The 23,128-nt window shown below is 41.3% G+C and carries 19 protein-coding genes; 4 read left to right on the top strand and 15 right to left on the bottom strand.

From position 1 onward, the window contains the following. Window positions 1–3: 3 nt before the first annotated feature. Window positions 4–579 (top strand): gluconate 2-dehydrogenase subunit 3 family protein, encoded by a 576-nt coding sequence (locus tag LVD17_RS25275; protein ID WP_233762615.1) that lies wholly within the window; start codon window positions 4–6, stop codon window positions 577–579. A gap of 78 nt (window positions 580–657) precedes the next feature. Here the strand turns inward: LVD17_RS25275 and LVD17_RS25280 are convergent, their stop codons facing one another. After that, entirely contained in the window at window positions 658–1,755 is a 1,098-nt protein-coding gene (locus tag LVD17_RS25280; RefSeq protein WP_233762617.1) for a DUF1573 domain-containing protein, read from the bottom strand. 287 nt (window positions 1,756–2,042) lie between these two features. On the opposite strand from LVD17_RS25280, the gene trpS reads away from it, so the two are divergent. After that, window positions 2,043–3,014, top strand: coding sequence for a tryptophan--tRNA ligase (gene trpS, locus LVD17_RS25285; protein WP_233762619.1), 972 nt, complete (start codon window positions 2,043–2,045; stop codon window positions 3,012–3,014). Between the two features lie 124 nt (window positions 3,015–3,138). Here trpS and LVD17_RS25290 read toward each other — a convergent pair whose 3' ends face one another. Then, window positions 3,139–3,543 carry a hypothetical protein gene (locus LVD17_RS25290; protein ID WP_233762621.1) on the bottom strand — a complete coding sequence of 135 codons (405 nt, stop codon included), beginning with the start codon at window positions 3,541–3,543 and terminating at the stop codon, window positions 3,139–3,141. A gap of 300 nt (window positions 3,544–3,843) precedes the next feature. Between LVD17_RS25290 and LVD17_RS25295 the strand changes: the two genes are divergently transcribed. Together LVD17_RS25295 and LVD17_RS25300 are read left to right on the top strand one after the other, a co-directional pair. Continuing rightward, on the top strand, window positions 3,844–5,562 hold the full coding sequence (locus LVD17_RS25295) for a phospho-sugar mutase (protein WP_233762624.1): 1,719 nt from the start codon (window positions 3,844–3,846) through the stop codon (window positions 5,560–5,562). Between the two features lie 174 nt (window positions 5,563–5,736). Then, window positions 5,737–6,702, top strand: a complete 966-nt coding sequence (locus LVD17_RS25300) for a calcium/sodium antiporter (RefSeq protein WP_233762626.1) — start codon at window positions 5,737–5,739, stop codon at window positions 6,700–6,702. Window positions 6,703–7,192: 490 nt separating this feature from the next. Here LVD17_RS25300 and LVD17_RS25305 read toward each other — a convergent pair whose 3' ends face one another. From LVD17_RS25305 to LVD17_RS25375, 13 genes are all read right to left on the bottom strand, one after another. Beyond that, complete coding sequence (locus LVD17_RS25305) at window positions 7,193–8,968, bottom strand: polysaccharide lyase family 7 protein (RefSeq protein WP_233762628.1); 1,776 nt, start codon at window positions 8,966–8,968, stop codon at window positions 7,193–7,195. 28 nt (window positions 8,969–8,996) lie between these two features. Further along, window positions 8,997–9,938 carry a sugar phosphate isomerase/epimerase family protein gene (locus LVD17_RS25310; RefSeq protein WP_233762630.1) on the bottom strand — a complete coding sequence of 314 codons (942 nt, stop codon included), beginning with the start codon at window positions 9,936–9,938 and terminating at the stop codon, window positions 8,997–8,999. A 37-nt stretch (window positions 9,939–9,975) separates the two neighbouring features. Next, a complete protein-coding gene (locus LVD17_RS25315; protein ID WP_233762632.1) occupies window positions 9,976–11,040 on the bottom strand; it encodes a polysaccharide lyase family 7 protein in 1,065 nt (354 codons plus the stop codon). Between the two features lie 46 nt (window positions 11,041–11,086). Further along, on the bottom strand, window positions 11,087–12,133 hold the full coding sequence (locus LVD17_RS25320) for a polysaccharide lyase family 7 protein (protein ID WP_233762635.1): 1,047 nt from the start codon (window positions 12,131–12,133) through the stop codon (window positions 11,087–11,089). Between the two features lie 31 nt (window positions 12,134–12,164). After that, window positions 12,165–14,474 (bottom strand): chondroitinase-B domain-containing protein, encoded by a 2,310-nt coding sequence (locus LVD17_RS25325; protein WP_233762637.1) that lies wholly within the window; start codon window positions 14,472–14,474, stop codon window positions 12,165–12,167. Between the two features lies 1 nt (window position 14,475). After that, a complete protein-coding gene (locus tag LVD17_RS25330; RefSeq protein WP_233762639.1) occupies window positions 14,476–15,144 on the bottom strand; it encodes a bifunctional 4-hydroxy-2-oxoglutarate aldolase/2-dehydro-3-deoxy-phosphogluconate aldolase in 669 nt (222 codons plus the stop codon). A 1-nt stretch (window position 15,145) separates the two neighbouring features. Next, complete coding sequence (locus LVD17_RS25335; protein WP_233762641.1) at window positions 15,146–16,171, bottom strand: sugar kinase; 1,026 nt, start codon at window positions 16,169–16,171, stop codon at window positions 15,146–15,148. Window positions 16,172–16,180: 9 nt separating this feature from the next. Then, a complete protein-coding gene (locus tag LVD17_RS25340; RefSeq protein WP_233762643.1) occupies window positions 16,181–16,933 on the bottom strand; it encodes an SDR family NAD(P)-dependent oxidoreductase in 753 nt (250 codons plus the stop codon). Between the two features lie 63 nt (window positions 16,934–16,996). Continuing rightward, window positions 16,997–17,761, bottom strand: coding sequence for an SDR family NAD(P)-dependent oxidoreductase (locus LVD17_RS25345; protein ID WP_233762645.1), 765 nt, complete (start codon window positions 17,759–17,761; stop codon window positions 16,997–16,999). Between the two features lie 52 nt (window positions 17,762–17,813). Further along, on the bottom strand, window positions 17,814–19,112 hold the full coding sequence (locus tag LVD17_RS25350; protein WP_233762648.1) for an MFS transporter: 1,299 nt from the start codon (window positions 19,110–19,112) through the stop codon (window positions 17,814–17,816). Window positions 19,113–19,129: 17 nt separating this feature from the next. Then, window positions 19,130–19,504, bottom strand: a complete 375-nt coding sequence (locus tag LVD17_RS25355; protein WP_233762650.1) for a cupin domain-containing protein — start codon at window positions 19,502–19,504, stop codon at window positions 19,130–19,132. Window positions 19,505–19,756: 252 nt separating this feature from the next. Continuing rightward, entirely contained in the window at window positions 19,757–21,688 is a 1,932-nt protein-coding gene (locus tag LVD17_RS28560; protein WP_305039577.1) for a PKD domain-containing protein, read from the bottom strand. Between the two features lie 11 nt (window positions 21,689–21,699). Then, window positions 21,700–23,127 carry a RagB/SusD family nutrient uptake outer membrane protein gene (locus tag LVD17_RS25375; RefSeq protein WP_233762653.1) on the bottom strand — a complete coding sequence of 476 codons (1,428 nt, stop codon included), beginning with the start codon at window positions 23,125–23,127 and terminating at the stop codon, window positions 21,700–21,702. Window position 23,128 lies beyond the last annotated feature (1 nt).

A 23,128-nucleotide genomic window follows, 5' to 3' on the forward strand; every position in this document is an offset into this window, starting at 1 on the left:
CATATGAACCGACGAGAAGCATTAAAAGCAGTATCTGTTATCATGGGAGGCACGGTCATCGGTGCCAACACTTTTTTATCCGGATGTTCTGTTGAAAAAGATGAACGCGTCAACGCTTTATTTATGGAAAGCGATGTAACCCTATTAGATGAAATTGGAGAAACTATTATCCCTACCACGGACACACCCGGAGCAAAATCTGTTGGCATAGGTGGTTTTATGGCTATGATGGTACTGGACTGCTACGAACCCAAACACCAGGTAATCTTTACACAAGGCCTGATATCATTTAAAGAATCCTTCAACAAACAGTATGGTCGGGATTTTCCTGAGGCCAAACCGGAAGAGCGTATTGCCTTCCTGAATCAGCTGGATAAAGCACAAACGGAAACCACGCTTCAGAATAAGGATGACCCCGAGGCGGCACCTCATTACTTTAGAATAATCAAAGAATTAACCTTACTCGGCTATTTTAGTTCTGAAATTGGCTGTACTCAGGCCCGACGCTATGTAGAGACACCAGGCCGCTATGATGCATGCATTGACTATAAAACCGGTGACGGAGCCTGGGCTGTTTGATAAGAAAATTGCTAAAAATAAAACTGCAATGGTAATCCCAAACCGACGACTAAGGTTTGGAACTACCTCTGCAACAGCTTAGTCCCCTACTGTTATATACCCTTTTATCGTCACCCTTTGTGCTGAGTGCCTTGGATCATTTGAATATATGGTAATGGATTTCTGCTGATTGCCACGCCTACCTTCGGGATTAAAGGTTACTTCCATTTCAGTGCTCTCACCTGGCTTAAGTTTGCTCTTTTTAAGTTTTGAAGTAGCACAGGTACAGTTTGATTTTGTTTGCCGTACCTCCAGCGGAGTTTGTCCTGTATTCGTCAGGATAAATGTCGTAGAAACTGCTTTATCCCCGCCGATTTTGCCAAAATCATGAACATTCTCCCCCAACTTGAGACGTGGGGCCTTTTCAAGCTCTTCCTGTGTCATTGGCGGGAAATGCTCTTCTATAGTAGCATAAACAGATACAGATTTAACGGCTTCCGGACCTTCTTCATTGGTAAAAAACTTAACATTGTCAGAACAAAAACCAAGATCGTTTTTGGCTTTTGCATCGTAGTGAACCTTAATCAATCCTTTAGATTTGGGGCCAAGCTCCATGGGTTCAAAAGTAAGTTTAATGTGTGCAGGGGCATCCTGCTTATCCAGAAAGGTCACGGGCTTGTCCGTGGCGTTATATACTTCAAATTCCTTTACTGTAGGCTCTCCTGAAGTCTCAACTTTGCCCATATTAAGAGACCTGTATTTGACCCTTATGGCTCCCATTTCAGTAGGCAGATCATCTTCCAATGACTTGGGCTGGGGCACCACATTGCCTCTGATATAAAGCCTTAAAGGTGCTGCATCCGCACTAGTGGTAACAGTCAGACTCTTATTAAACTGACCCGGACGGTTTCTTGGATTATACTGAGCCTGTATGTATCCGGTTTCACCGGGCTTAACCGGCTCTTTGCTCCAGTCTGGGGTAGTACATCCACAGCTGGCTTTAACACTTAGTATGCTGACAGGCTCCAAGCCTTTATTTATAAAGCTGAATTCATGGATTACTGGCCCATCCTCTTCCTTAACTGTACCGAAATCAAATGTCTTCTCGCTAAATACTAATGTTTCGGCCTGTTGTGCTTTAAGCAGGTTAATAGATAAAACACCGACAAAGACAAAAAAAATACTTTTCAAATTCATATATAAGATGGTTTATTACATAGTCTGCATGAATGTTTTAAAACTACGTTTCATGCATTATAGATGTACATTTAAAAGTTCCGCTTAAGTTAGTAAAAGTAACAAAATGAATAAAATCACGTAAAGTTTGATTCACTAATTAACAGATAAATAACAAAATTAAATCCAAACGGTCTGTATATACCGTTTATCCGGGAAATGTAAATAGTACCTGGGTAATCAGTTATTCCTTGTATGTTTTATCATTGTAACCGGATTTTCTTTTATTTGCCAAAAAATTTAAAAATATGGCGAGAATTCTAACAGGTATTCAAAGTAGCGGCAGGCCTCATTTGGGAAATATACTCGGAGCAATAAAGCCTGCAATTGAGCTTTCTAAGCAGAAAGACAATCAATCTCTGTTTTTTATAGCAGATCTACATTCTCTCACCACTATAAAAGATGCGCAACAGCGTACGGAGAATGTAAACGCTACCGCCGCTGCCTGGCTCGCCTTTGGTTTTGATACAGAGGCAAACATTTTCTACAGGCAGTCACGCATACCCGAAGTTTGCGAACTTACCTGGTATCTCAATTGCATCACGCCTTTTCCTATGCTGGCCAATGCGCATTCGTTCAAAGAAAAATCAGACAAACTGGCTGATGTCAATGCAGGGCTTTTTACCTACCCGGTACTAATGGCTGCTGACATTATTCTTTACGATGCTAACATTGTGCCTGTAGGCAAAGATCAGAAGCAACATCTGGAAATAACCCGTGATATTGCCAGTATTTTTAATAATCAATACGGTGAGACTTTCGTTATTCCGGATGCCCAGATTGATGAAAAGGTAATGACGATTCCTGGTACCGACGGGCAAAAAATGAGCAAGTCGTACGGCAATACCATTGACATATTTTTACCGGAAAAGAAGCTAAGAAAGCAGGTCATGAGCATAGTAACAGACAGCACACCTCTGGAAGAGCCCAAAGACCCTGATACCTGCAATGTATTCGCTATCTATAAAATAGTAGCTACCGAAGAGCAGACAGCGCAACTGCGAGAGAAGTACCTGGCCGGAAACTACGGTTACGGACATGCCAAGCAGGAGTTATTTGAACTTTTGCTGAACACCTATAAAGAGCAGCGTGAAAAGTTTAACTACTTTATGGAAAACCCCGCAGAGCTGGATGACCAGTTAAAAAAAGGTGAAGAGAAAGCCCGGATAATTGCCCATAAAGTATTGGACAGGGTCAGAAAAAAGGCAGGTTTTAAATAAATTGATCTACTTTATAAAAAAAGTCATTCTTTGCTGATAATGAATTCAGGTAAAGAATGACTTTTTCTCTACAGGACTTTTATGTCCCGGTATATTATTATTACTTGTGAATCAGATAAGGCACCTATTTAGCCTTCCATACTACCTCTTTATGCTGAGGGTCAACCTGAAGAATTATCCTGGTCGGTTTTGGCAAAAGAACAAGCTTGGTTTCCTTGCCCGGATAATCATCAACCTCAACATAAACACCTTCCTTAAAAGAGATGTCGTAACCATCCTCCGTAGAAGTAATTTCGTTAGGCAAATAAGCAATCGGTAACAAAACATCAGTATCGGGACAAAACTCATCATGTACTTCATGAAAAGCATCCTCAAGATAATCGCCGTACTTTTCCAGAAAGTCATCTTCGAGGTCATGTAATTCCTCCTCCAACTCATCGTAGTCTTCACTACTATAGTCAATTTTACTTAATGCGATCTTTTTCTCTATTAGTGAGATGAGGTCGTTGTCCAGTGCTTTTATATCCATTATTATCAATTTGTTAAAAAAGTCGTACAAAACTCAAAAGTCTGCAACTAACATCCAAAAATATCATTCGAAATTATGATCGTCGAAATAAATAATTTTTATAAAAATATTTATCAATTAATTTTACGGCACTATTGCCTTATACCTGCAATACAAGGCTCTATGATTTCCCCTGATCAGAAAGGGCTAAACAACTGATAATTAAAATATAAACCGGTAAATTCTTTTCAAACCCTTTAGGCAGATTGCTGTTTATTGAAAGGAATATCCATAAATTAACCTATAAAAATTTTTTAACACATGAACGAAATTATAGCCAAGGCCCAGCGCTGGCTGGATAGCAATATAGACACCGAAGCAAAAGGTGAAATCCGTAGTCTGATGAATGACCCGGAAGCCCTTACCGAGGCATTTTATAAAGATCTTGAGTTTGGTACGGGCGGTTTGCGCGGAATTATGGGCACAGGATCCAATCGCATGAACAAGTACACCATAGGAATGGCCACTCAAGGTTTGGCTAACTACCTGATCAAGACATACCCTAATGAGGAAATTAAAGTGGCTCTTGCACATGACAGCCGTAATAACAGTCGTTTTTTCGCCGAAACCGTAGCGGGTGTTTTTTCCGCCAATGGTATAAAAGTGTACCTTTTTGAGGAACTCCGACCTACCCCCGAGCTTTCATTTGCCATAAGACACCTCAAATGTCATAGCGGTGTGGTGCTTACCGCTTCTCATAACCCAAAAGAATATAACGGTTATAAAGCCTACTGGAATGACGGAGCCCAGCTTGTAGCTCCTCACGATAAAAATGTGATTAATGAAGTCAACCAGATCAAATCGATCAATGATGTGAAGTTTGAAGCTAATAACGATCTCATAGAGAATATAGGAAAAAATATTGATAATCTGTACTTAAATGAAATCAAAAAGCTTTCCCTTTCTCCTGATATAATCAGATCGCAAAAGGATATTAAAATAGTCTACTCCCCTATTCATGGTACAGGAATAAGCCTGGTACCGGAATGTCTTAAGAAGTTTGGTTTTGAAAATATACATGTTGTAGAAGAACAATCTGAGCCTAATGGTGACTTTCCCACCGTAGTTTACCCAAACCCTGAGGAAGCAGAAGCGCTGAAGCTCTCACTCAAAAAAGCCAAAGAAATAAATGCCGAGTTGGTTATGGCCACCGATCCTGATGCTGATCGCGTAGGGATTGCAGTTAAAAACAATAAAGGTGAATATCAGCTTCTCAACGGCAATCAAACCGGTAGTTTACTCATCTACTACATCCTGAAAAGATGGAAAGAACTGAACAAATATAAAGGCAATGAATACGTGGTAAAGACCATCGTAACCACGGAGCTTATTGATGAGATAGCTGCAAGATTCGGTGTTAAATGCTACAATACACTGACTGGGTTTAAATACATCGCTTCTATTATCAGGGAGCTTGAGGGTAAAAAAACTTTCATAGCCGGAGGTGAGGAGAGTTATGGATATATGATCAGCGACTTTGTAAGAGATAAGGATGCCGTTGCTTCATGTGCTATGATTGCTGAAATGTGCGCCTATGCCAGGTCTCAGGGCAAATCGCTGTTCGACCTGCTTGTGGAGCTTTACACTGAGGCCGGTTTTTATAAAGAAAAGCTTATCTCTATGACCAAACAAGGCAAAAAAGGGGCTGATGAGATCAAAACTATGATGCAAAACTACAGAAGCACCCCTCCGGCCCAATTAGCCGGATCAAAAGTGGTAAAAGTAATTGACTACCAAAACAGTACGGAGAAGAACTTGCTGACCGGAGAGACCAGTGCCATTGATTTTGAGAAATCTAATGTGCTCCAATTTTTTACTGAGGCCGGGTATAAAGTATCTGCACGCCCGTCTGGAACGGAGCCAAAGATCAAATTTTATATTAGTGTAAATAAAAAGCTGGATAATGCAGCTCAATTTGACCAGGCAGATGCAGATTTGAATAAACTTATGGAAAGCATTGAAAATGACCTTCTGGCTTAGCAGAGTCACGACCTATTAGATATGAGACCTGTTTCGGTCTCATATCTGCACTATGCCCTTTAAAACGCTTATACTTTATCCGGGCTTTATTCAAAATATTTATCACATTTTGATGGCAGAGCTTGCTGATTAAAAGAGTTTTTTACTAGATTTAACCGCTTAACTCCCTGATATTTGGCTTTACTATTACACTCCGCACTTATTATTATTGGCTTTGTATTGCTCATCAAGGGTGCAGGTGCACTTGTAGGAGGAGCATCTTCGCTGGCCAAGAAGTTTAATATCTCTGAGCTTGCCATAGGCCTCACCATAGTGGCTCTTGGTACTTCCGCACCAGAACTTGTGGTCAACATTATTTCCGGCACAGAAGGTCATAGCGATGTGGTATTTGGTAATATTATAGGGTCAAATATTTTTAACCTCTTCCTGATCCTGGGTGTATCAGGGACCATTTATCCACTTGTAGTACAGAGAAATACCGTACTTAAGGAACTACCGTTCTCGCTGTTCATTACCTTATTGCTTTTTTACCTGATTAATGACACGATGTTTGATAAAGGTCCTTCTGACCAGCTTAACTTTATTGACTCGGTGATATTAACTGTACTATTCGGTTTATTTCTGGCCTATGTATTTTTCAGCATGAAATCGTCTCCTGAAGGTGATGAAAGCAATATTAAAATTTACGGCGGGCTAAGCACTACTTTACGGATATTGGGAGGTCTGGCAGGTTTAATATTCGGAGGAAAGCTCGTTGTAGATAATGCTGTAGACGTTGCCCGTGTGTTTGACGTAAGCGAAAAACTGATAGGGCTTACCATCATAGCCGCCGGCACATCACTTCCTGAGCTGGCAACCTCTGCCGTTGCTGCCTATAAAAAGCAGGCTGACATCGCTATCGGAAATGTTATTGGCTCCAATATTTTCAACATACTTTTTGTATTGGGCATTACAGGCCTGATCACACCCTTAAAATACGACCCTGCACTCAACATTGATATCTACATTCTTTTAGGGGGTGCAGTGCTCTTACTATTGTTTATGTTTACCATCAATAAAAAGAAACTGGACCGTTGGGAGGCCCTGCTTTATCTGTTGACATTTATTGGGTACATGGTATTTTTGTTTATGAGGAAGTAATTTCCTCCCTTCTGTTATTGCCCCCACTATTCCAAAGTAAAAAAAGCCATGTCCCTCTCCTTTTAAAGGTTTAAGTCATGACCTTCTTAATCTTCCGGTAATTGATATGATGGAACCATGTTGAAAGCAGTTGGAACAAACAGATCAAAAAATAAAACATGCAAAGTGAAGCTTACCCCTTAAATCAGTAACCCGAAATCCGCTGCCATTTACTTCAGTTTGCCTGCTGCTTTTGCTGGTTGCTATTAACGCCTCCTCGCAGATTCAACCTGATCCCTGCTTTATCACTTTTTATCTACTATCATGAGCTTTCGTTGATGTTCCGTGCCTGAGCTTTTTATAGTAACTACATACATTCCGGCATCCCATTCTTTTCCGGGTACAATCACAAGGTTATTAAAAAGCCCAAATAAACTTAAGACTGGTTTTCATGATTTTTTACCGCTCAATCAGACACCTTATATGTTAAAACAGCAGTTAGTCATAACTACTATCTTCTGATCACTTTAAAGGTTTTTGTAAATTCCTCTTTCTTAATTATTATGAAGTAAAGCCCTCTTTTTTCAGGTAGTTGCAACTTCATTTCCTTATTGATGTCGTTAAACTCTTTCAGCACTTTGCCAGTGGCATCGGATAAGGTTAATGTACCATCAAGTAGTTGGTGATTAACTATATCGATAGTTATGAATGAGTCAGTAGGGTTTGGGTAAATACTTATATCTTTTGATAAATCATCTTCAATAGATACTACTTCACCACCACTGCCCTCCTCGAGTTCATCAAAGTAAACTGTTGCTTCACCATCATTTTGAAGATATACACCTGTTTTCCAGTAACTTGGGAAAGTCCAAAATGCGACCTCTTCATTGGCCTTTTCCTCACCATCAATGGCAATAATCAGATTACCATCCTCTACATGTACGTCCCAATCAAAGTAATCTGGTGGCGCCAACCCTAAATCAATATGGGTCGTATTTTCTCCACCATCATCGGTTTTTATTGCTGCCCATAAGTGACTTTCAGGGGGTTTTGTAAGGTGCCTATATATTCTTAAAAGTGGTTTATTAGGTCCATCTCCTGCATTGGCATCATCATGAATCTGCACCACCGTTACCTGGTCGCAGGTCTGCTCCACAAATTTTAATCGACCATGCAATGATCGGTCCCCTTCAGAAAGTACCCAATTAGTCTCATGCCGTAATTCAGTGCGCATGCTGGCTCCAGATTGATTAAAAGCTATTTTGTCATCTTCTGCTACATAAAACCTGTCTGAGGAATAGCCATTGATAATTTCTTCCGTAGTAGCAGCCGTAGTACTTGTTGGCGCTTGTAGCTTACTTCCAGCCAGGAACGGTTGAAATCGAGGGATCTCGTAAGGTGCATTATAGGTTTCATGGGTTACATCCAGATCGAAAAACGATACCTGGGCATAATCTCCTTCATCACCAGAATTATTTTGATTATAATTTCCGGCTTTAAAATACATCCAATCGTCTTCATACCCACTTGTGCTCATATCAACAATTTGGTGAACATCAGGCTTACCCGCTCTCATGATAGATACCGTTAAGGTGTTGCCCACTACCTTGATTTTGTATCCAAATTTTTCACCCAATGCAATACCATCAGCAGGGTCGGAGGCACTGCTACTTCTACTCCCTATCATTTCGTACCATTGTTCGTCTCCTGTTACCGGCTCATGTGCGATATAAATTGATCCTTTAGAATTTCCGGGTAGCTTTCGGTAGTACAACCTGCAGGGCTCATCACTAGAGGCATGAATTTGCCCTATAATTACCCGACCAATTTTACTGGTCTCTCCAGTGGTTGATACATGGTCAACGGCCACAGTAGCAGTCATTATACCATCTACTGCTCCTGAGGCATCTTGTACTGCCTGACTAGAGGATGAGAATACCCAATTATTAAGGCCAACACCTGTAGTACTGATAGCTGTATTACCTGCCCTCAGCATTTCGCGCAGCTCGCTACGCGGATAAGTACTTCCTCCTGTTTCCCCATCATTGGGGCATCTAAAAACCATGGCCCCCGTTACAGGGTCTGTATAAAATTCATTCTCACTTTCGAACCCATCTGATAACTCCTGTTCTTGTCTTTCCGTCTGGTCAGGTAAAGTGATTTTCCATCTTGTAAGGTCAAAATTACCACTTGGCGGTAAGTCCGGGTTTTGGGAAAAAATTTCAATATTTAACACTAACTGTAAGGCCGTAGACAACAACAGACAGGATAAGATTATTTTCTTCATAATTTAATTAATTTATAATACTAACAACTCAGGCTTCTTTCCATAAACTCTGAATAGTAGACAGGTCTTTTTTCATGGCATTGAAAACAACCTGTTGATCTACGGTAATCTCGCTGCTGCCTTTTTCAGCTCCGCCCAACGGGTATTCCAGGTGTAAGGAAACAGGTGGCTTAATTCCGTAACTTTTTAGCAATTGGAAATAACTTCTAAAGTCAACCATTCCTTCTCCTATAGGGACATTGACGATATACCACTTACCATTTTCCTTATCCCATACAAAATCTTTTAGCGCAATGGTTTTAATATGATTCTTTAGGAGCCTCACACCATTGGGCCATGACCGACCGCCTTCTGCTACCGCATGCCTAATGTCGTACTGTGTGCCAAAATACTGAGGGTTAGCTGCTTCTAATAGTTTTTTCACCTCCCATACTGAGGCTCCAATACTCATCCCGGAGTGATTTTGATAGCAACCTACAATGTTGTGTTTTTCGTTTAGATCGCCTAATTGTTTGATTTTTTCCTGATAGTAATCAAGTGAAGCTTCTAACGATTGATTTTCACTGTATTTGTACCAGTTGCTTCTGTAAAACTTGACCCCCTCGACTGCGGCCGTTTCGATTACTTCAACGTCTATTGGATTAGCAGCATCAGAAATAGCCGTTGTAATCATTTCACAAGACAGACCTGCCTTCCTCATTTCAGCAATCGCCTTTGGCAGGTCTTGCTTTACATTTTCAGGCAACACATGCCCTTTTGGCCGTACGGTAAGGTCTAACCCTTTAAAGCCGATGTCAGCCGCAAGTTCAGCCGATTTTTTATAATCTAAGAATTGCAGATGCTTAGAAAAAATATATACATCTAACGGTTCGGGCTCTTGAAAAAACTGACCTGCGGCATGGGTATAAAGCGGAGCCAACAGGCCGAAGGCCCCTGCTTTTTTAATAAAAATACGCCTTGAATCGGTCATATGGGTATTTTATAATTTTACACAACAAAACTATACGCTATTGCGCAGGCGCTTCACCCGGCCCGATGGTAGATGACCTAAACCATACCTCTGCATAACTACCATTGGCATATTGCTGCTCTACATCCCCATTAAAAGTATCTGCTCCGGTGCTCCATACCATGTTAGTCTCAGGTTCTCTACCGTTGGTTTGATTATAAGCACCTTGTTTAAAGAATTGCAATTCCCCCTCGTACGCATTAGGCTTTTCAGTTCCGTCACGCCCAATTCCACTGTACAAATCCACAATTTGTTGAGGGATATCAGACTTATTTACATATTCAGAAACAATCAGATTCTTGGTAAACGTTTTTGTTTTGTGACCTTCACTCTTAAAAATCAGATACATAATACCTTTGTATACATAAACTTCGTAGCTGAATTCTTCATCTAGGGTAATGCCGTCTTTAGGCTCAGCAGGATAAGCATGAGGTTCGGTGCCTAGTACAGACATATCATAACCCCACACAGCGGTGGAGTAATCCCATCTTTCCGAGTTGTCACCTTCCGTATTAATCTCATAGTTCCAGAAAACCGATCCCTTAGTATGCCCTGGAAACTTTTTATAGAAGATTTTTAAAGGCTCATTTTCGTGCCCGTCTCCACTATGGATTTGTCCTACAACAACAGAATAAGAAGCTGGAACTCTGGCATCACCAGAAGTTGAGACATGCATGACCTTCAATGTACCAGTAAGCTTACCTCCTGTTTTTGGAGTCCACTTTTCCTTTTGGCCCAATTCTGTTCTTGTATTGTGGGAGTTGGGAGATGTTATACCGCCATTTGGCGCCTTATAAACCACCCATTTTGTACCATCATCTTCTGTGTAGAAATAGTCTTCATGTTTAAAGTCTTTAAGATCATCTATGTTATCCCCATTGCCCAACATAATTCCCCACTGGTCGAGAGAGGTAATTACATCACTTGGGTATGTAATATTGGTTTTGACAGAGCTTTCAGTATTCTCATTAGAACCTTCTTCCCCACTCTTCGAAGTTTTACTGCAGCTAACTATAGATAAGATCCATATTGATATTATAGTTAAGCGAATTAATGTATTCATAATAAGTATTGTATGGTTATAATGTATGCCAGGCAAGAGGGCTTAATCATAAATCGTCATTTTTGATAAAATAGCCTTCATTAGACACGGCATCTTCACTGACATAGATACTTGCTTCTTTAAACCGAACCTCCGTGTAGTTTCCGGTCTCATATTGTTTTTGGATATCTCCACCAAATGTTTCAGCACCATTAGCTTTTTCATTCGTTTGATTATAAGAACCTTGTTTAAAAAATAGGCCCTCATCTGCGTATGCATTTTCACGCTCCACTCCTTTTTCACCATCAGGAATGTCATCTGCATTGGTATATTCTGAGGTAATTAAGTTCTTAGTGAATTTTTTGGTCTCGTGCCCTTTGCTCGTAAATGTCAGGTGCATAATACCATCCTTAACTTCAACTTCATAACTAAATTCTTCACCTAACTCAATACCATTCTCAGGTTCCTCAGGAAAGTAATTTGATTCAGGGTCAGCCACTTCAATATCTCCCCAAACAATGGTTGAAAAATCCCACCGGCCAGAATTGTCATCTCCTGCTGTATTAATTTCGTAATTCCAAAAAACAGAGCCTTTGGTATGATCTGAGTATTTCTTATAGAAGATTTTTAGTGGCTCATTCTCATGGCCATCGGCACTATGGATTTGGCCAACCACTACCGAGTGTGCAGACTTTTTGCTGTCATCACCAGATACGGATACATTCATCACTTTTAAGGTGGCGGACAATTTAGCTTCCGTCATAGGAGACCATTTTTTCAATTGAGCCAATTCTGTTCTTGTGTTGTGTGAAGTTCCATGGGTTCCCCCTGCGTTGGGGGCCTTGTAAACTACCCAGTTTTGATCACCTTCATTTATAGTGTAAAAGAATTGTTTATGCTCAAAATCAACTGCCTGGCCTACGTTTGCCCCATCACCCAAAATCAGATTCCAATGGTTGAAAAATGAGATGACGTCACTTGGATAAAGCATTTGGCTCTCCTCAGAAAGGTTAGTATCCTCCCGGATGTTTGCGTCTTCTTTATTGTGTTTGGTGTTACAGCTAATGATAGCCGTGGTTAATACCATTAGAAAAAATATGCGTGTTATCTTCATAATTATTATAAGTTTTATTGCTTGAACACTTTTAGTACAGAAGCTCCTGTTTTTGTTGTTCTTCTACTCGAATTTCACCTGATTCGGTGATCACGTTTCCACTATGTGTGTTATTCTTGGCGCCCCACAATGAGGCGATAAAATCCACCGGGTTGTTTAGGAAAGTATTGTCTACAATTCGTACGTTAATAATCCCGGGAGTTCGGATTAAAATTGCATTTTCAGCACTTTCACCACACTCGATAAAAGTGTTATTTGTCACGGTTAAAAACCCACCGATTGTAGACTCATCATAGCCGCCTCGGTAGAAATGAATCACGTTCCCCTTTATATTTCTAAATTCACATTGAGCAAATGTTACCATCTCGGCATTGTAGTCGCCTTTCTCGTCAGCAGCGAGCACAAACCCATGCGCACTATTTTGAATGGTGGTATTTCTAAACCTGATTGAGTCTGCAAAGGAGCCTTTAGAAGCTTTCAATACATAATCAAAATTCTCAATTACACAGTCATCAACAAACAGGTTATAGGCAGAAGCCATGTTTTTCGCCAATGGAGCAAAGGCCAACTGATTATGCTGCCCTTTGAGGGAAATATTCTCCAACTTTATGGTTCCTCCGGGGTTCATTTCGAAAGCGGATGTTCCTTCAGATCCATTGTATAGTAAATGTACTTTACCTTCTCCTGCAGACCGTATAGTGATTTCTTTATCTATCTTGAGTGAGGCACTGAGCGTATACGTCTTATCACTAAGCTCAATAATATCTCCGGAATTAGCTTGGCTAAGGACATTTTCTAATTCACCTGATGCAGCAGTATGTATTGCAGCTTTAGAAGTGGTTTGGTTAGGTGTAAACCAGTCGGGGCCATATTTTGTCTTGTCAATCTTAAAGCCTTGTGCTGCTGAAAGTTGGTTGATCGCTCCCACCTTATTATCTGCTTTTCGTGAGGCCCCAAATAATCCATTCTTAATTTTATCAAACCCATAGCCATTAAATACATTATTTAATGCTTCGTTTTGTATTCCTGCAGGGGCATACAACCAATCATTGATTTGGGTCATCTGAACTTCTGCATTTGTAAGCACATCAAATTCAGAATATTCGCTACCGTTATTATCAATGAGGTTATTCTTAAAAAGTATACCCTCCATATCATCATGGTTCACCACAGGATTTTCATCTATTTCGGTATTATAAATCAGGTTGTTGGCAATAGTAGTTCGGATAGGTGGAGCTGAGCGAATTTCACTAGCGGGAAGCACATCAGCACTTGCTTTGTTTTGCCCTACTCCTATCTGCCATGGAGATTTGCAATCTACCCAGGTATTATATGCGACAACGGCATCTGTAACTTGCTGATATCTGTTTATAGCGGATTTGGGTATCCCATTCATGATGGCAAGTGGACTTCTAAACTGCTCACCTCTTATTTTATAAAAATAATTATTGGTGATCCAGTGACCAGTGTTAACCACCCTAACGCCTCCATAGAAATCAGAATCATCTCCACCTATGAAAATATTGCCATCAACTCTAGTGTAGTTACTGTGTCGCATTACTAGCGACCCTTCACACTTATAAAAAATGTTGTCGGTAAATGAGTTGTAGTTCGTTTTGTCAGAAATAATTTCCACTTCACCATTGCAGGCCTCAAAGTAATTGTTAGCAACATTTACTCGCCCGGGCGTCATGGATGTCTCACTGCCGCCAAGTCGCATGGTCTCAGCTCGAGGACCGCCTTTTCTCGGGCGTGGACCGAAGTAATTATTTACTATTTGATGATGGCTATTAGTGTGTTGATTACCTTTATGATAGACCATTAAGGTAGCTCCATCATTAGATTTTCCTGCTATATAGCAATGATCAAGCTGATTGTTTTTACCATAGAACTCAATCCAGCTATCGTCTTCCCACCTGTTAGGCCTGGTAAAACCTTCTATTACTGTGTTCGTCACCCGTGAGTTAAAGGCCGTACTATCTTCACCTATTTGATAGCGTATAATACCGCTTTTAGGCGAATAACCATTTCTAAAATATAAACCACTAACAATCAAATGCTCCCCTCCAAGATGTAAGTAAGACTGCCCTTCTAAAAAAACCTCACCCGGAGTTTCTGCACGAAGTGTAATAGGGGCATTCTCTGTTCCTATACCATAAAACCTGATCTGTGCATCTGTCCATACACCATTAGCAAGAACAATTTCTGTTCCTGGTTTGGCTTCATTAATCGCACTTTTCAGTTCATCAAAGTTTTTAACAACAAGGCCTTTTGTATCGGTATCTTTACCACACCCAGAAAAGAGCATGAGTGACAAAACCAAAAGTAAAATATTTCTCATATCAATCTCGTATCTTGTTAATAAGGGCCAAACAGTCCTTAACCCTTTTTTCTAATTCCTCATAATTGTTGTTGGCCAAAAGTTCTTTTGAAATCAGCTTAGATCCTATACCAACACATGTAACACCTGCATCGAACCAGGCTTTCAGGTTTTCTTCTGTAGGCGCCACACCCCCCGTGGGCATTATCGAAGTCCAAGGCTGTGGCCCCTTAATGCCACTTACAAAGCCCGGCCCATAGGTCCCTCCTGGAAATAATTTTACCAACTCACAACCCAACTCCTCTGCTTGTGCTATTTCCGTTAATGAGCCACAACCCGGTGACCATAAAACTTTCTTTCTGTTGCAGGCAATGGCAATATCTTCTCTCAGCACAGGTGTTACTACGAAGTTTGCACCAAGTTGTAAATAGAGTGAAGCAGCTCCTACATCCGTAACAGAACCAACCCCAAGAATCATTTCCGGCATCGATTCTTCTGCATACTTATTTAACTCACGAAACACCTCATGGGCATAGTCACCACGATTGGTAAATTCTAATACTCTGGCACCCCCCTTATAGCACGCCAGTAAAGCCTTTTTCGCTCTTTCAATATCGTGATGATAAAACAGAGGAACCATACCGGTGAGCTCCATCACTTTAAAAACTTCTATTCTTGAAAATCTTGCCATACTATCTTATTATTTTTCCAAGTTGTTTCGCATGCATTACTTCTGTTACTTCCTCATAATTACCACAGTAATAATCTCCCTTGATCGTGTGCTTTAATGCTGAAGTTGTTATGGCAAAATTCAAGCTGTCATTTTTATCCTCGAAGTGATTGAGACCATAAAGAAGTCCGGCCATATATGCATCCCCACCGCCAATTCTATCTACTATATTTACTATATCAGAAGGTCTGGATTCAATTACCTGATCCTTTGAAACCAATGCTCCTTTCAGTTTATGATGATTTGCATTTATTATAGTTCTCAATAACATCGACACATATTTAACCGAGGGAAAATGATACATTAGCTTTCGGTAGTCCTCTGCCAGTTCATCTGCACTTTCTATACTATTGTTTGACATGGATTTCATTTCTATCCCCGTAAGTGCGTTTATCGTTGAAGGGTCTCCTACCACAATGGTAGACTTTTCTAACAGCCCAGGTATTACTTCTTTAGGCGTTTTACCATAATTCCATAGGTTTTTTCGGTAGTGCAGATCACAGGAAATGGTAATTCCGCGCTCTGCCGCTTTGTCTACTGCCACCCTACAAATTGCAGCAGCATTTTCTGAAATGGCCGGGGTAATTGCCGACCAATGTAGATGTTGAACATCCTCAAATACGCTATTCCAGTCGAAATCTGTGGGAGTCAGATCATTAAATGAAGAGTCTGATCGGTCATAAATTATTTTACTACTCCTCAAAGAACTGCCTTCTTCTAAAAAGTAAAGACCGATTCTACTTCCTTTATTTAGAATAGAAGAAGTATCCAAGCCCTTCATGCGAAGCTCACTTTTAACTCTTGTGCCTAGCTCATTAGCTGGTAATGCACTTATTATACCCGTTTCCCACCCAAATTGAGAAAGGGCAATGGCCACATTGGCTTCCGATCCGCCTATATCAAGATTGAAATTTCGAGCCTGGGAAAATCTCTGCTTGTCAGGAACTGTCAAACGCATCAACAACTCCCCAATACTAATCATTTTCATAAGCTGTAGTTACGAGAACGCCAGTCCTCCATTGATGTCCACGTTATTGCCCGTAATGAAAGACGCTTCATCGCTCGCTAGATAGGCAACAAGATCTGCCACCTCTGCTGCCTGCCCTTCCCTTCTCAAAGGCGTTAAACCCGCCACTTTCTCTCTCACTTCATCTTTCGTGAAATCATCATGAAACTTTGTGGCAATCATTCCTGGACATACTGCATTTACCCTAATTCCCTGAGGTCCTAATTCTTTTGCCCAGTTGCGTGTCAATGTCATTACAGCCCCTTTAGAAGCAGCATATAAGACAGATCCAGGGCCTCCTCCGTCACGTCCGGCCTGTGAAGCCATATTTACAATTGATGCCCCTTTACTCATTAATGGTTTGAATGCTTGAGTCACAAAGACTGTCCCTTTAAGGTTTACATCCATTACCAGGCTATAAAATGCTTCATCAAGCTCTTCAATAGTTTTTCGAGCAAATAGTCCCCCCGCATTGTTTACCAAAACATCAACCCGGTCTCCGAAAGCCGCTTTGGTTTTGTCTACTAGGTCATCAATACCTGATTGCTTTGCCACATTCGCCTGCACGGCTACTGCTTCTCCTCCATTACTTTCAATCTCTTTAATTGTTTCATTCGCCTCTGTTTCACTGCTATTATAGTTAACAACCACTTTAGCCCCTTCTTTGGCCAATTTAACACTGATGGCTCGGCCAATATCCCTAGCTCCACCTGTAACTACTGCTACTTTATTCTTTAATTTCATACTGCTTAATTGTGTAATAATGATTTGACCTAGCGTCTTTACGCGAGATAGCTTTGTAAGTATTTATATGCCCAATGCCTGACCACCACCTACCTGTATGGTCTCAGCAGTGACAAAAGACGCATCCTTACCTGCTAGGAAGGATACTACTGAGGCCACTTCTTCAGGCTCTCCCAGCCGTCCCAACATGATATTGTTCTTCCAGGAGGCGAAAACCTCAGGTTTGGTAGACTTAATCTGTGCATGAAATGGTGTATCAATAGTGCCTGGAGACACCGCATTTACTCTGATTCCATACTCTGCCAGGTCTTTGGCTAATGCCCTTGTTATGGCATGAACACCTGCCTTAGAGGTTCCATAGATACCTGCTCCGGGCCCACCGGCATTCCAGCCTGCATTGGATGTATAGTTGATAATAGAAGGGTGTTCTCCCTTTTTAAGAAAAGGAATCGCAGCTCTTGATGTGAAAAACACCGAATCTAAATTGAGTGCCATCACCTTCCTGTAAAACTCAGTGGTCATTTCTTCAAACCTCGACCTTCCCCCTAGTCCCCCTGCATTATTCACAAGGACATCTATTTTGCCATATTTTTCGCCAATGGCCTTGATGTTGGAGTTTACCTCATCTTCGTTTGTAACATCAAAACCATAATATGCTGCGCTAATTCCATCCTTGGCTAGTTCTTCCACTCTTTGAGCTCCCAGTTCGTCTTCGATACCGTTCAGAATTACGGTATACCCATCACTACCCAATCGTTTGGCAACTTCGAAACCTATACCACCTGTGGCTCCTGTGATTATAGCTATTTTATTTTCAGGTTTTTCCATGTTTGATTCTTGTTTTAGTAAAATTATTAATCAGTTTATTTTAGGTGAATTTTTATCTTCTAGCTCTTAAAGCTTCGATTCGACCACATAAAATCCAGACGCTGGCCAGGGCAACCAATGCCAATGCAGCTCCTATGATAAATGCAGGTGTGTAGTTTCCCCCTAAAGTCAACCAGGGGACCAGGTAGGTCATACCCGCTGCCGTGAGCTTTGCGGCCATTCCTGCGAACCCTGATAAACTACCCACCGTTTTTCCGCTATAAAAGTCGCTTGGTAGCGTTTGAACATTTCCTATGGCTGTTTGAAATCCGAATAGAATGACAGCCATGATTAATACAGCCGTAGTAGGTCCTCCGGGGCTTGCCATTCCAAGTAAAGCGGGAAGCATAATCAGACAGCCAAGTGTAATAACCATTTTTCTTGTTCTATCAACACTCCAACCTGCTTTAATTCTATTTTGGGCGAGCAGACCTCCAAACCATGCACCAAGCATAGCTCCCACATAAGGAACCCAACCATACAGCGCCACAGATTTTACATCCATACCATAGACCTCAAATAGATAGATGGGTATCCAGAAAACGAACAACCACCAAATGGGGTCTATAGCAGCAGAAGCTATAATAACACCCCAGCTTTGTCGGCGGCTTAGAAGTTCTCCTGTTCCAGGGTTGTATCCATCCGGTTCATCACTTTCTTCTTCACTCTCATTCTTCTGTCCTTTTAATATGTAGGCTCTTTCCTCATCGGAGATCCATGGATGCTTTCTGGGAGGTGCTTTTACCAACACCATCCAGGGTATAAGCCACAACAGACCTACTAATCCTACCAGTATAAATATGGTTTGCCAATGAAAATGTATGGTTAGCAGACCGATAAGCGGAATTGCAATTATGCCTCCAATGGCTGCTCCTGAATTAAAAAGACCTTGTGCAAACGCCCTTTCTTTTGTTGGAAACCACTCTGCATTACCTTTTGCAGCACCAGGCCAGTTGCCGGCCTCTGCTATCCCGAGAATGGATCTAAAGATTGCAAAACTTAAAAAGCTCCTCGCTAGCGCATGGGCTGCCGTAGCGATAGACCAAACGCCTATAGACAAGGCAAAACCCAATCGTGTACCAATCCAATCAAAAATTTTCCCGAAAATTGCCTGTCCAAACGCATAAGAAAAAACGAATATGATCGATATCCAAGAATAAATCTCTTTATGCTCGTCAGTGGTTTTGTCAGGATATAAATCATCTGCAATCTGCGGCCACAGCACCGTAATTGATTGTCTGTCTATATAATTAATAACCGTTGCCAGGGCTATGAGGGCAATCACCCACCACCGTAATCCTTTAATTTTCATCAGATTTTGTTTTTACATCAATCCTTATCGCCAAAATATGACACACCCGACCCGTCAAGAAAGTCTTCTCTAACCGGACTGAACGTATCAATCAACATTCCCTGCTCCAGACAGACAGCACTGTGAAGCAAGTTGGGTTCGATATAAACACCATCGCCTGCCTCCACTATTTGTTTCTGACCGTCTATTTCAAATTCAAATTTACCTTCAATACAGTATGTAGCTTGCGTATGGAAGTGCTGGTGAGGAGAACCTATGGCGCCTTTCTCAAATTTTACCTTAACCATCATAATCTGATTGTCATAGCCCAGGATTTTTCTGGATACTCCACCACCGAGCTCTTCCCATTCCATATCTCTGGTAATCAAATATTTGTCACTGTTTCGTTTCATTGTTTAGTCTTTTTTAATATTTAGAAAAATAAATTGTCCCCTACCCAGGTTAGCTCCCTGGCCCTCTTCTGCCAAGCTGTGAAACCTCTCTCCGCTTGCAGTTTGGCTATTAGCAAACAGGTAGTCCGTTTAATAAAAATCTGGCAACTCCCTTTTTTGCCTCATTAAGTAACTCAGCTCACTCAGGATAACCCCCGAGTAAGCTGATTACACCAAATTAAATCTCACTTTTATTTTAAAATTTTATCGATATCAGCCCCCAGATTCAACTAACCAAGCTGGCAATATTTTTACATTATCGTAGTAAGATTGGCCTCCAAATGCCCACATCCAAATAGCCACTTCACCGGTAGCGTTCGTAGTGAATTTTGCTCTGATAGTTCGCCAATCGTTGCCAATATCTTCACCGTTAGACACGGTGCCTTTAATTTCGAGTAAGCTGGAGCCATCAAGAGAAGCTGCCAGTGCTGCAGAACCATCTGCAAAGTGGCCATCCAGTATCTCTCCGGCTACGATTGTACCACTTGCATTATCATAAGAAAACTCTAAGTAATATTCAGTGTTGGGGTCCAGTGTCATAGATTGATAGGCATACCTAGTATCACCAGAAACCGGGTTTCCATCAGCATCTACTGTACATCTCGATCCATCGATCTTGGCACCTCTTGTACTTGATTCGGTATCGGTTCCATCATATAGTTGATAAGCTCCATCACCGCTACCGCTATACGGGTCACCGTTTCCTTCTCCACCTGTAAAACCTAAAGATGGTCTCCAATCGTCCTTACCTGTCCCATCACTATCCTCAAAATCTCCGTTTATTACCTTAGGAAGCCCTGCAGCCAGCGTATAGGAAGCTACGCTTTCAAAGCCGGTTTCGCTGGTAGCTGTAAGTGTAACAGTATAAAAGCCAGCTTCGCTGTAAGTATGATTAATTGGATTCTGAGGGCCATCATAGCCATACCCATCACCAAATTCCCAGGTCAGAGAGATGCCTATACCGGTTGAAGTGCTTGTGAATTTATATTCTGTACTACTCACTTCTTCCACCTCAAATGAAGCTTGAGCCGGAGCCTGTATATCGATAGTAGAACTGAAATTAGCTGTAAGCCCACCATCACTTGAAGACGTTAGCGAAACTGTGTACTCTCCAGACTCAGCATATACATGGGTTGGGCTTACCTCAGTTGAGGTATTACCGTCACCAAAATCCCACTGATAAGAGCTGGCGTTTTTAGAATTGTTAGTAAATGAATATTCCAAATAATTGAATTCACTTTGCTTCGCAGTAAATGAGGCTGATGGTGGTACTGCTCCTGCCCGACCTATGTCAATTGAAAAATCATCTAATCTTGACTCTGTAATACCATCATTGTAAAAATAGATTGCTATAAGCTCACTGGTTCCGGAATTAAAAGAAACTGATCCGCCTACATAAACCTCCGGGTCCTCCTGGTCATTTACAGTCACAGAGCCCAGTACATGGTCCTGCGTATCTTCATGAGAGGTAAAAGTTCCGCCATTTCCGCTTACGTCTAAAATATCAACTGTAATATACCCTGTAGGCTCAGCAAACATGGTGTAAATGAAATTGATATCATAATTGGTCTCGGGCTCCACAATAATTTCCTGGTACCCAATACGCTTATCTCCACCTGACGGAAGTTTTGCGCCCTGACTTCCTGACACTACCGGGCTTCCAGTAATCTGAATCACTCCGCCAAGGTCGCTGTTTCTCCAGGAATCACGACCATCACCAGCACCACCATCTAGCTGGCCATCTTCAAAGCCAGCTTCCAAAATAACTGGCTGATAAGGTCCGGGGGCCACTTTCACATCCATAGAGGCTGTGTTACTTGCACCCAAACCGTCAGTAGCCGTAAGAGTCACCTTATAGGTTCCTTCACCACTAAATGTAAACGTTGGGTCTTTCTCTGTAGACGTGTTGCCATCGCCAAAATCCCATACAAAATTTAGTGCTTCGGTCGATAGGTTGGTGAAGTTAATTACCGTAAAATCAGCCGGGTCTGAAGAATATGAAAAGTTAGCTTCAGGCGGAATTTCATCAGGTATAGAACCTGCACCAGGCAGCTCCTCCTCTACGCACGCATTAATTAATCCTATAGTAGCCAACCCTAAAAATAGCAGGCCCACTTTAAATATATTTTTTAAATAATTTTTCATGATCAAGATATTTATGGATTTTGTGTCATAAGACCACCACTTAAATTAATTTCTCTGGCTGGAATAGGGAGCAACAACGCCCTTGCATTGTAATCGGCATATCCCATATCGGTAGCATGAGCACTCAATACAGCATCGGCTACACCAAATCGTTGTAGATCAAACCATCGCTGGTTTTCAAATGCAAACTCCACCCTTCTTTCGAGCAATAAATCTTCTTGAGAGATTGAAGTTACAGGTGTTGTAAGGCCTGCACGATTTCTTACCGCTTGAAAAGAGGCCAAAGCAGCAGGATTACCTGTTGAAGCCGTACCTCCCATAATGGCCTCAACATGCATTAACAGAATATCGGAGTATCGCAGGATAATCCAGTCATTACCTGCATTTCTAGCGTTTCCTCCATATTCGTTTGTCCAATCATTCCCATCAGGTAAAAATTTAGCTACCTCAATAGAGCCCTGAACATTGGTTATACTTACTGCCGCTCTGTCTCCTCCATGTGTATTTAAGTCTGCAATTAAATTATCATTAGGAATGTTGAGGCCATCCTGAAAGCCTTGACGTACCGCAGAAGTAAACTCAGCTGAAAACCCCTGACTTTCCAATGGGTTACCAGACTGATACTGAATAGCAAAAATGATTTCATCATTTAATTCAGAATAAAACACATCATAAAAATTCGGCATCAAAGAAAATCCCTGGCTCATCACATCCTCACACAATACCTGGGCCCTTTGATAATCCGGGTTTGGCTGAGATAAAAGTACCTTGGCTAACAACCCCTGAGCTGCAGCTTTTGAAGCTCTTGATTTATATGTATTATCCAAGACAGTCGCTGCTTCATCCAGATCTTGCACAATCTGTGCATACACAGTAGCTACATCCACTCTGGTATAAAGGGTTTCCCTGTCGTTGGGGATAGCCACTTCTGTAATCAAAGGCACATCGCCATACAATCTCACCAGATTGAAATAAGCATAAGCTCTTAAAAATTTAGCCTCACCTGTATACCTTGCTACATTGGCCGGGTTAGCAACATCCATGTAGGTTAAAACATTATTCGCCCTGAAAATAATGTCATACATAGATGCCCAATAATCTTCCGATTGGGTGTTAACCGGATCTGTTAAATACCTATGAAAATCTGCCCTCGAACCTTCAAGAGTAGCGCTTCTGGTATTATCGGATCGATGCTCTGTAAGTAGGTATTCATACTGAATCCCTCTGTTAACATCCGTATCATCACTATCGGTGGCTTCATTCACTCCCTGAATGGCATCATATATGCCAATGATTCCAGCCACAACATCTGCATCAGATTGAAAGTAAGTATCTGCTGTAACTGCAGTTTCTGGTAAAGGATTTAGAAACTCCTCTACATCGCATGAGTAGAAAACACCGCCTGTGAATGCCAGCATTAAATATTTTATAAATTTCATA

It is taken from the genome of Fulvivirga ulvae, from assembly GCF_021389975.1.
Taxonomy (GTDB): Bacteria; Bacteroidota; Bacteroidia; order Cytophagales; family Cyclobacteriaceae; genus Fulvivirga; species Fulvivirga ulvae.

Coding starts and splice junctions, on each gene's coding strand:
- LVD17_RS25275 (WP_233762615.1), top strand. CDS start 4: ATGAACCGACGAGAAGCATTAAAAGCAGTATCTGTTATCATGGGAGGC.
- LVD17_RS25280 (WP_233762617.1), bottom strand. CDS start 1,755: ATGAATTTGAAAAGTATTTTTTTTGTCTTTGTCGGTGTTTTATCTATT.
- trpS (WP_233762619.1), top strand. CDS start 2,043: ATGGCGAGAATTCTAACAGGTATTCAAAGTAGCGGCAGGCCTCATTTG.
- LVD17_RS25290 (WP_233762621.1), bottom strand. CDS start 3,543: ATGGATATAAAAGCACTGGACAACGACCTCATCTCACTAATAGAGAAA.
- LVD17_RS25295 (WP_233762624.1), top strand. CDS start 3,844: ATGAACGAAATTATAGCCAAGGCCCAGCGCTGGCTGGATAGCAATATA.
- LVD17_RS25305 (WP_233762628.1), bottom strand. CDS start 8,968: ATGAAGAAAATAATCTTATCCTGTCTGTTGTTGTCTACGGCCTTACAG.
- LVD17_RS25310 (WP_233762630.1), bottom strand. CDS start 9,938: ATGACCGATTCAAGGCGTATTTTTATTAAAAAAGCAGGGGCCTTCGGC.
- LVD17_RS25315 (WP_233762632.1), bottom strand. CDS start 11,040: ATGAATACATTAATTCGCTTAACTATAATATCAATATGGATCTTATCT.
- LVD17_RS25320 (WP_233762635.1), bottom strand. CDS start 12,133: ATGAAGATAACACGCATATTTTTTCTAATGGTATTAACCACGGCTATC.
- LVD17_RS25325 (WP_233762637.1), bottom strand. CDS start 14,474: ATGAGAAATATTTTACTTTTGGTTTTGTCACTCATGCTCTTTTCTGGG.
- LVD17_RS25330 (WP_233762639.1), bottom strand. CDS start 15,144: ATGGCAAGATTTTCAAGAATAGAAGTTTTTAAAGTGATGGAGCTCACC.
- LVD17_RS25335 (WP_233762641.1), bottom strand. CDS start 16,171: ATGAAAATGATTAGTATTGGGGAGTTGTTGATGCGTTTGACAGTTCCT.
- LVD17_RS25340 (WP_233762643.1), bottom strand. CDS start 16,933: ATGAAATTAAAGAATAAAGTAGCAGTAGTTACAGGTGGAGCTAGGGAT.
- LVD17_RS25345 (WP_233762645.1), bottom strand. CDS start 17,761: ATGGAAAAACCTGAAAATAAAATAGCTATAATCACAGGAGCCACAGGT.
- LVD17_RS25350 (WP_233762648.1), bottom strand. CDS start 19,112: ATGAAAATTAAAGGATTACGGTGGTGGGTGATTGCCCTCATAGCCCTG.
- LVD17_RS25355 (WP_233762650.1), bottom strand. CDS start 19,504: ATGAAACGAAACAGTGACAAATATTTGATTACCAGAGATATGGAATGG.
- LVD17_RS28560 (WP_305039577.1), bottom strand. CDS start 21,688: ATGAAAAATTATTTAAAAAATATATTTAAAGTGGGCCTGCTATTTTTA.
- LVD17_RS25375 (WP_233762653.1), bottom strand. CDS start 23,127: ATGAAATTTATAAAATATTTAATGCTGGCATTCACAGGCGGTGTTTTC.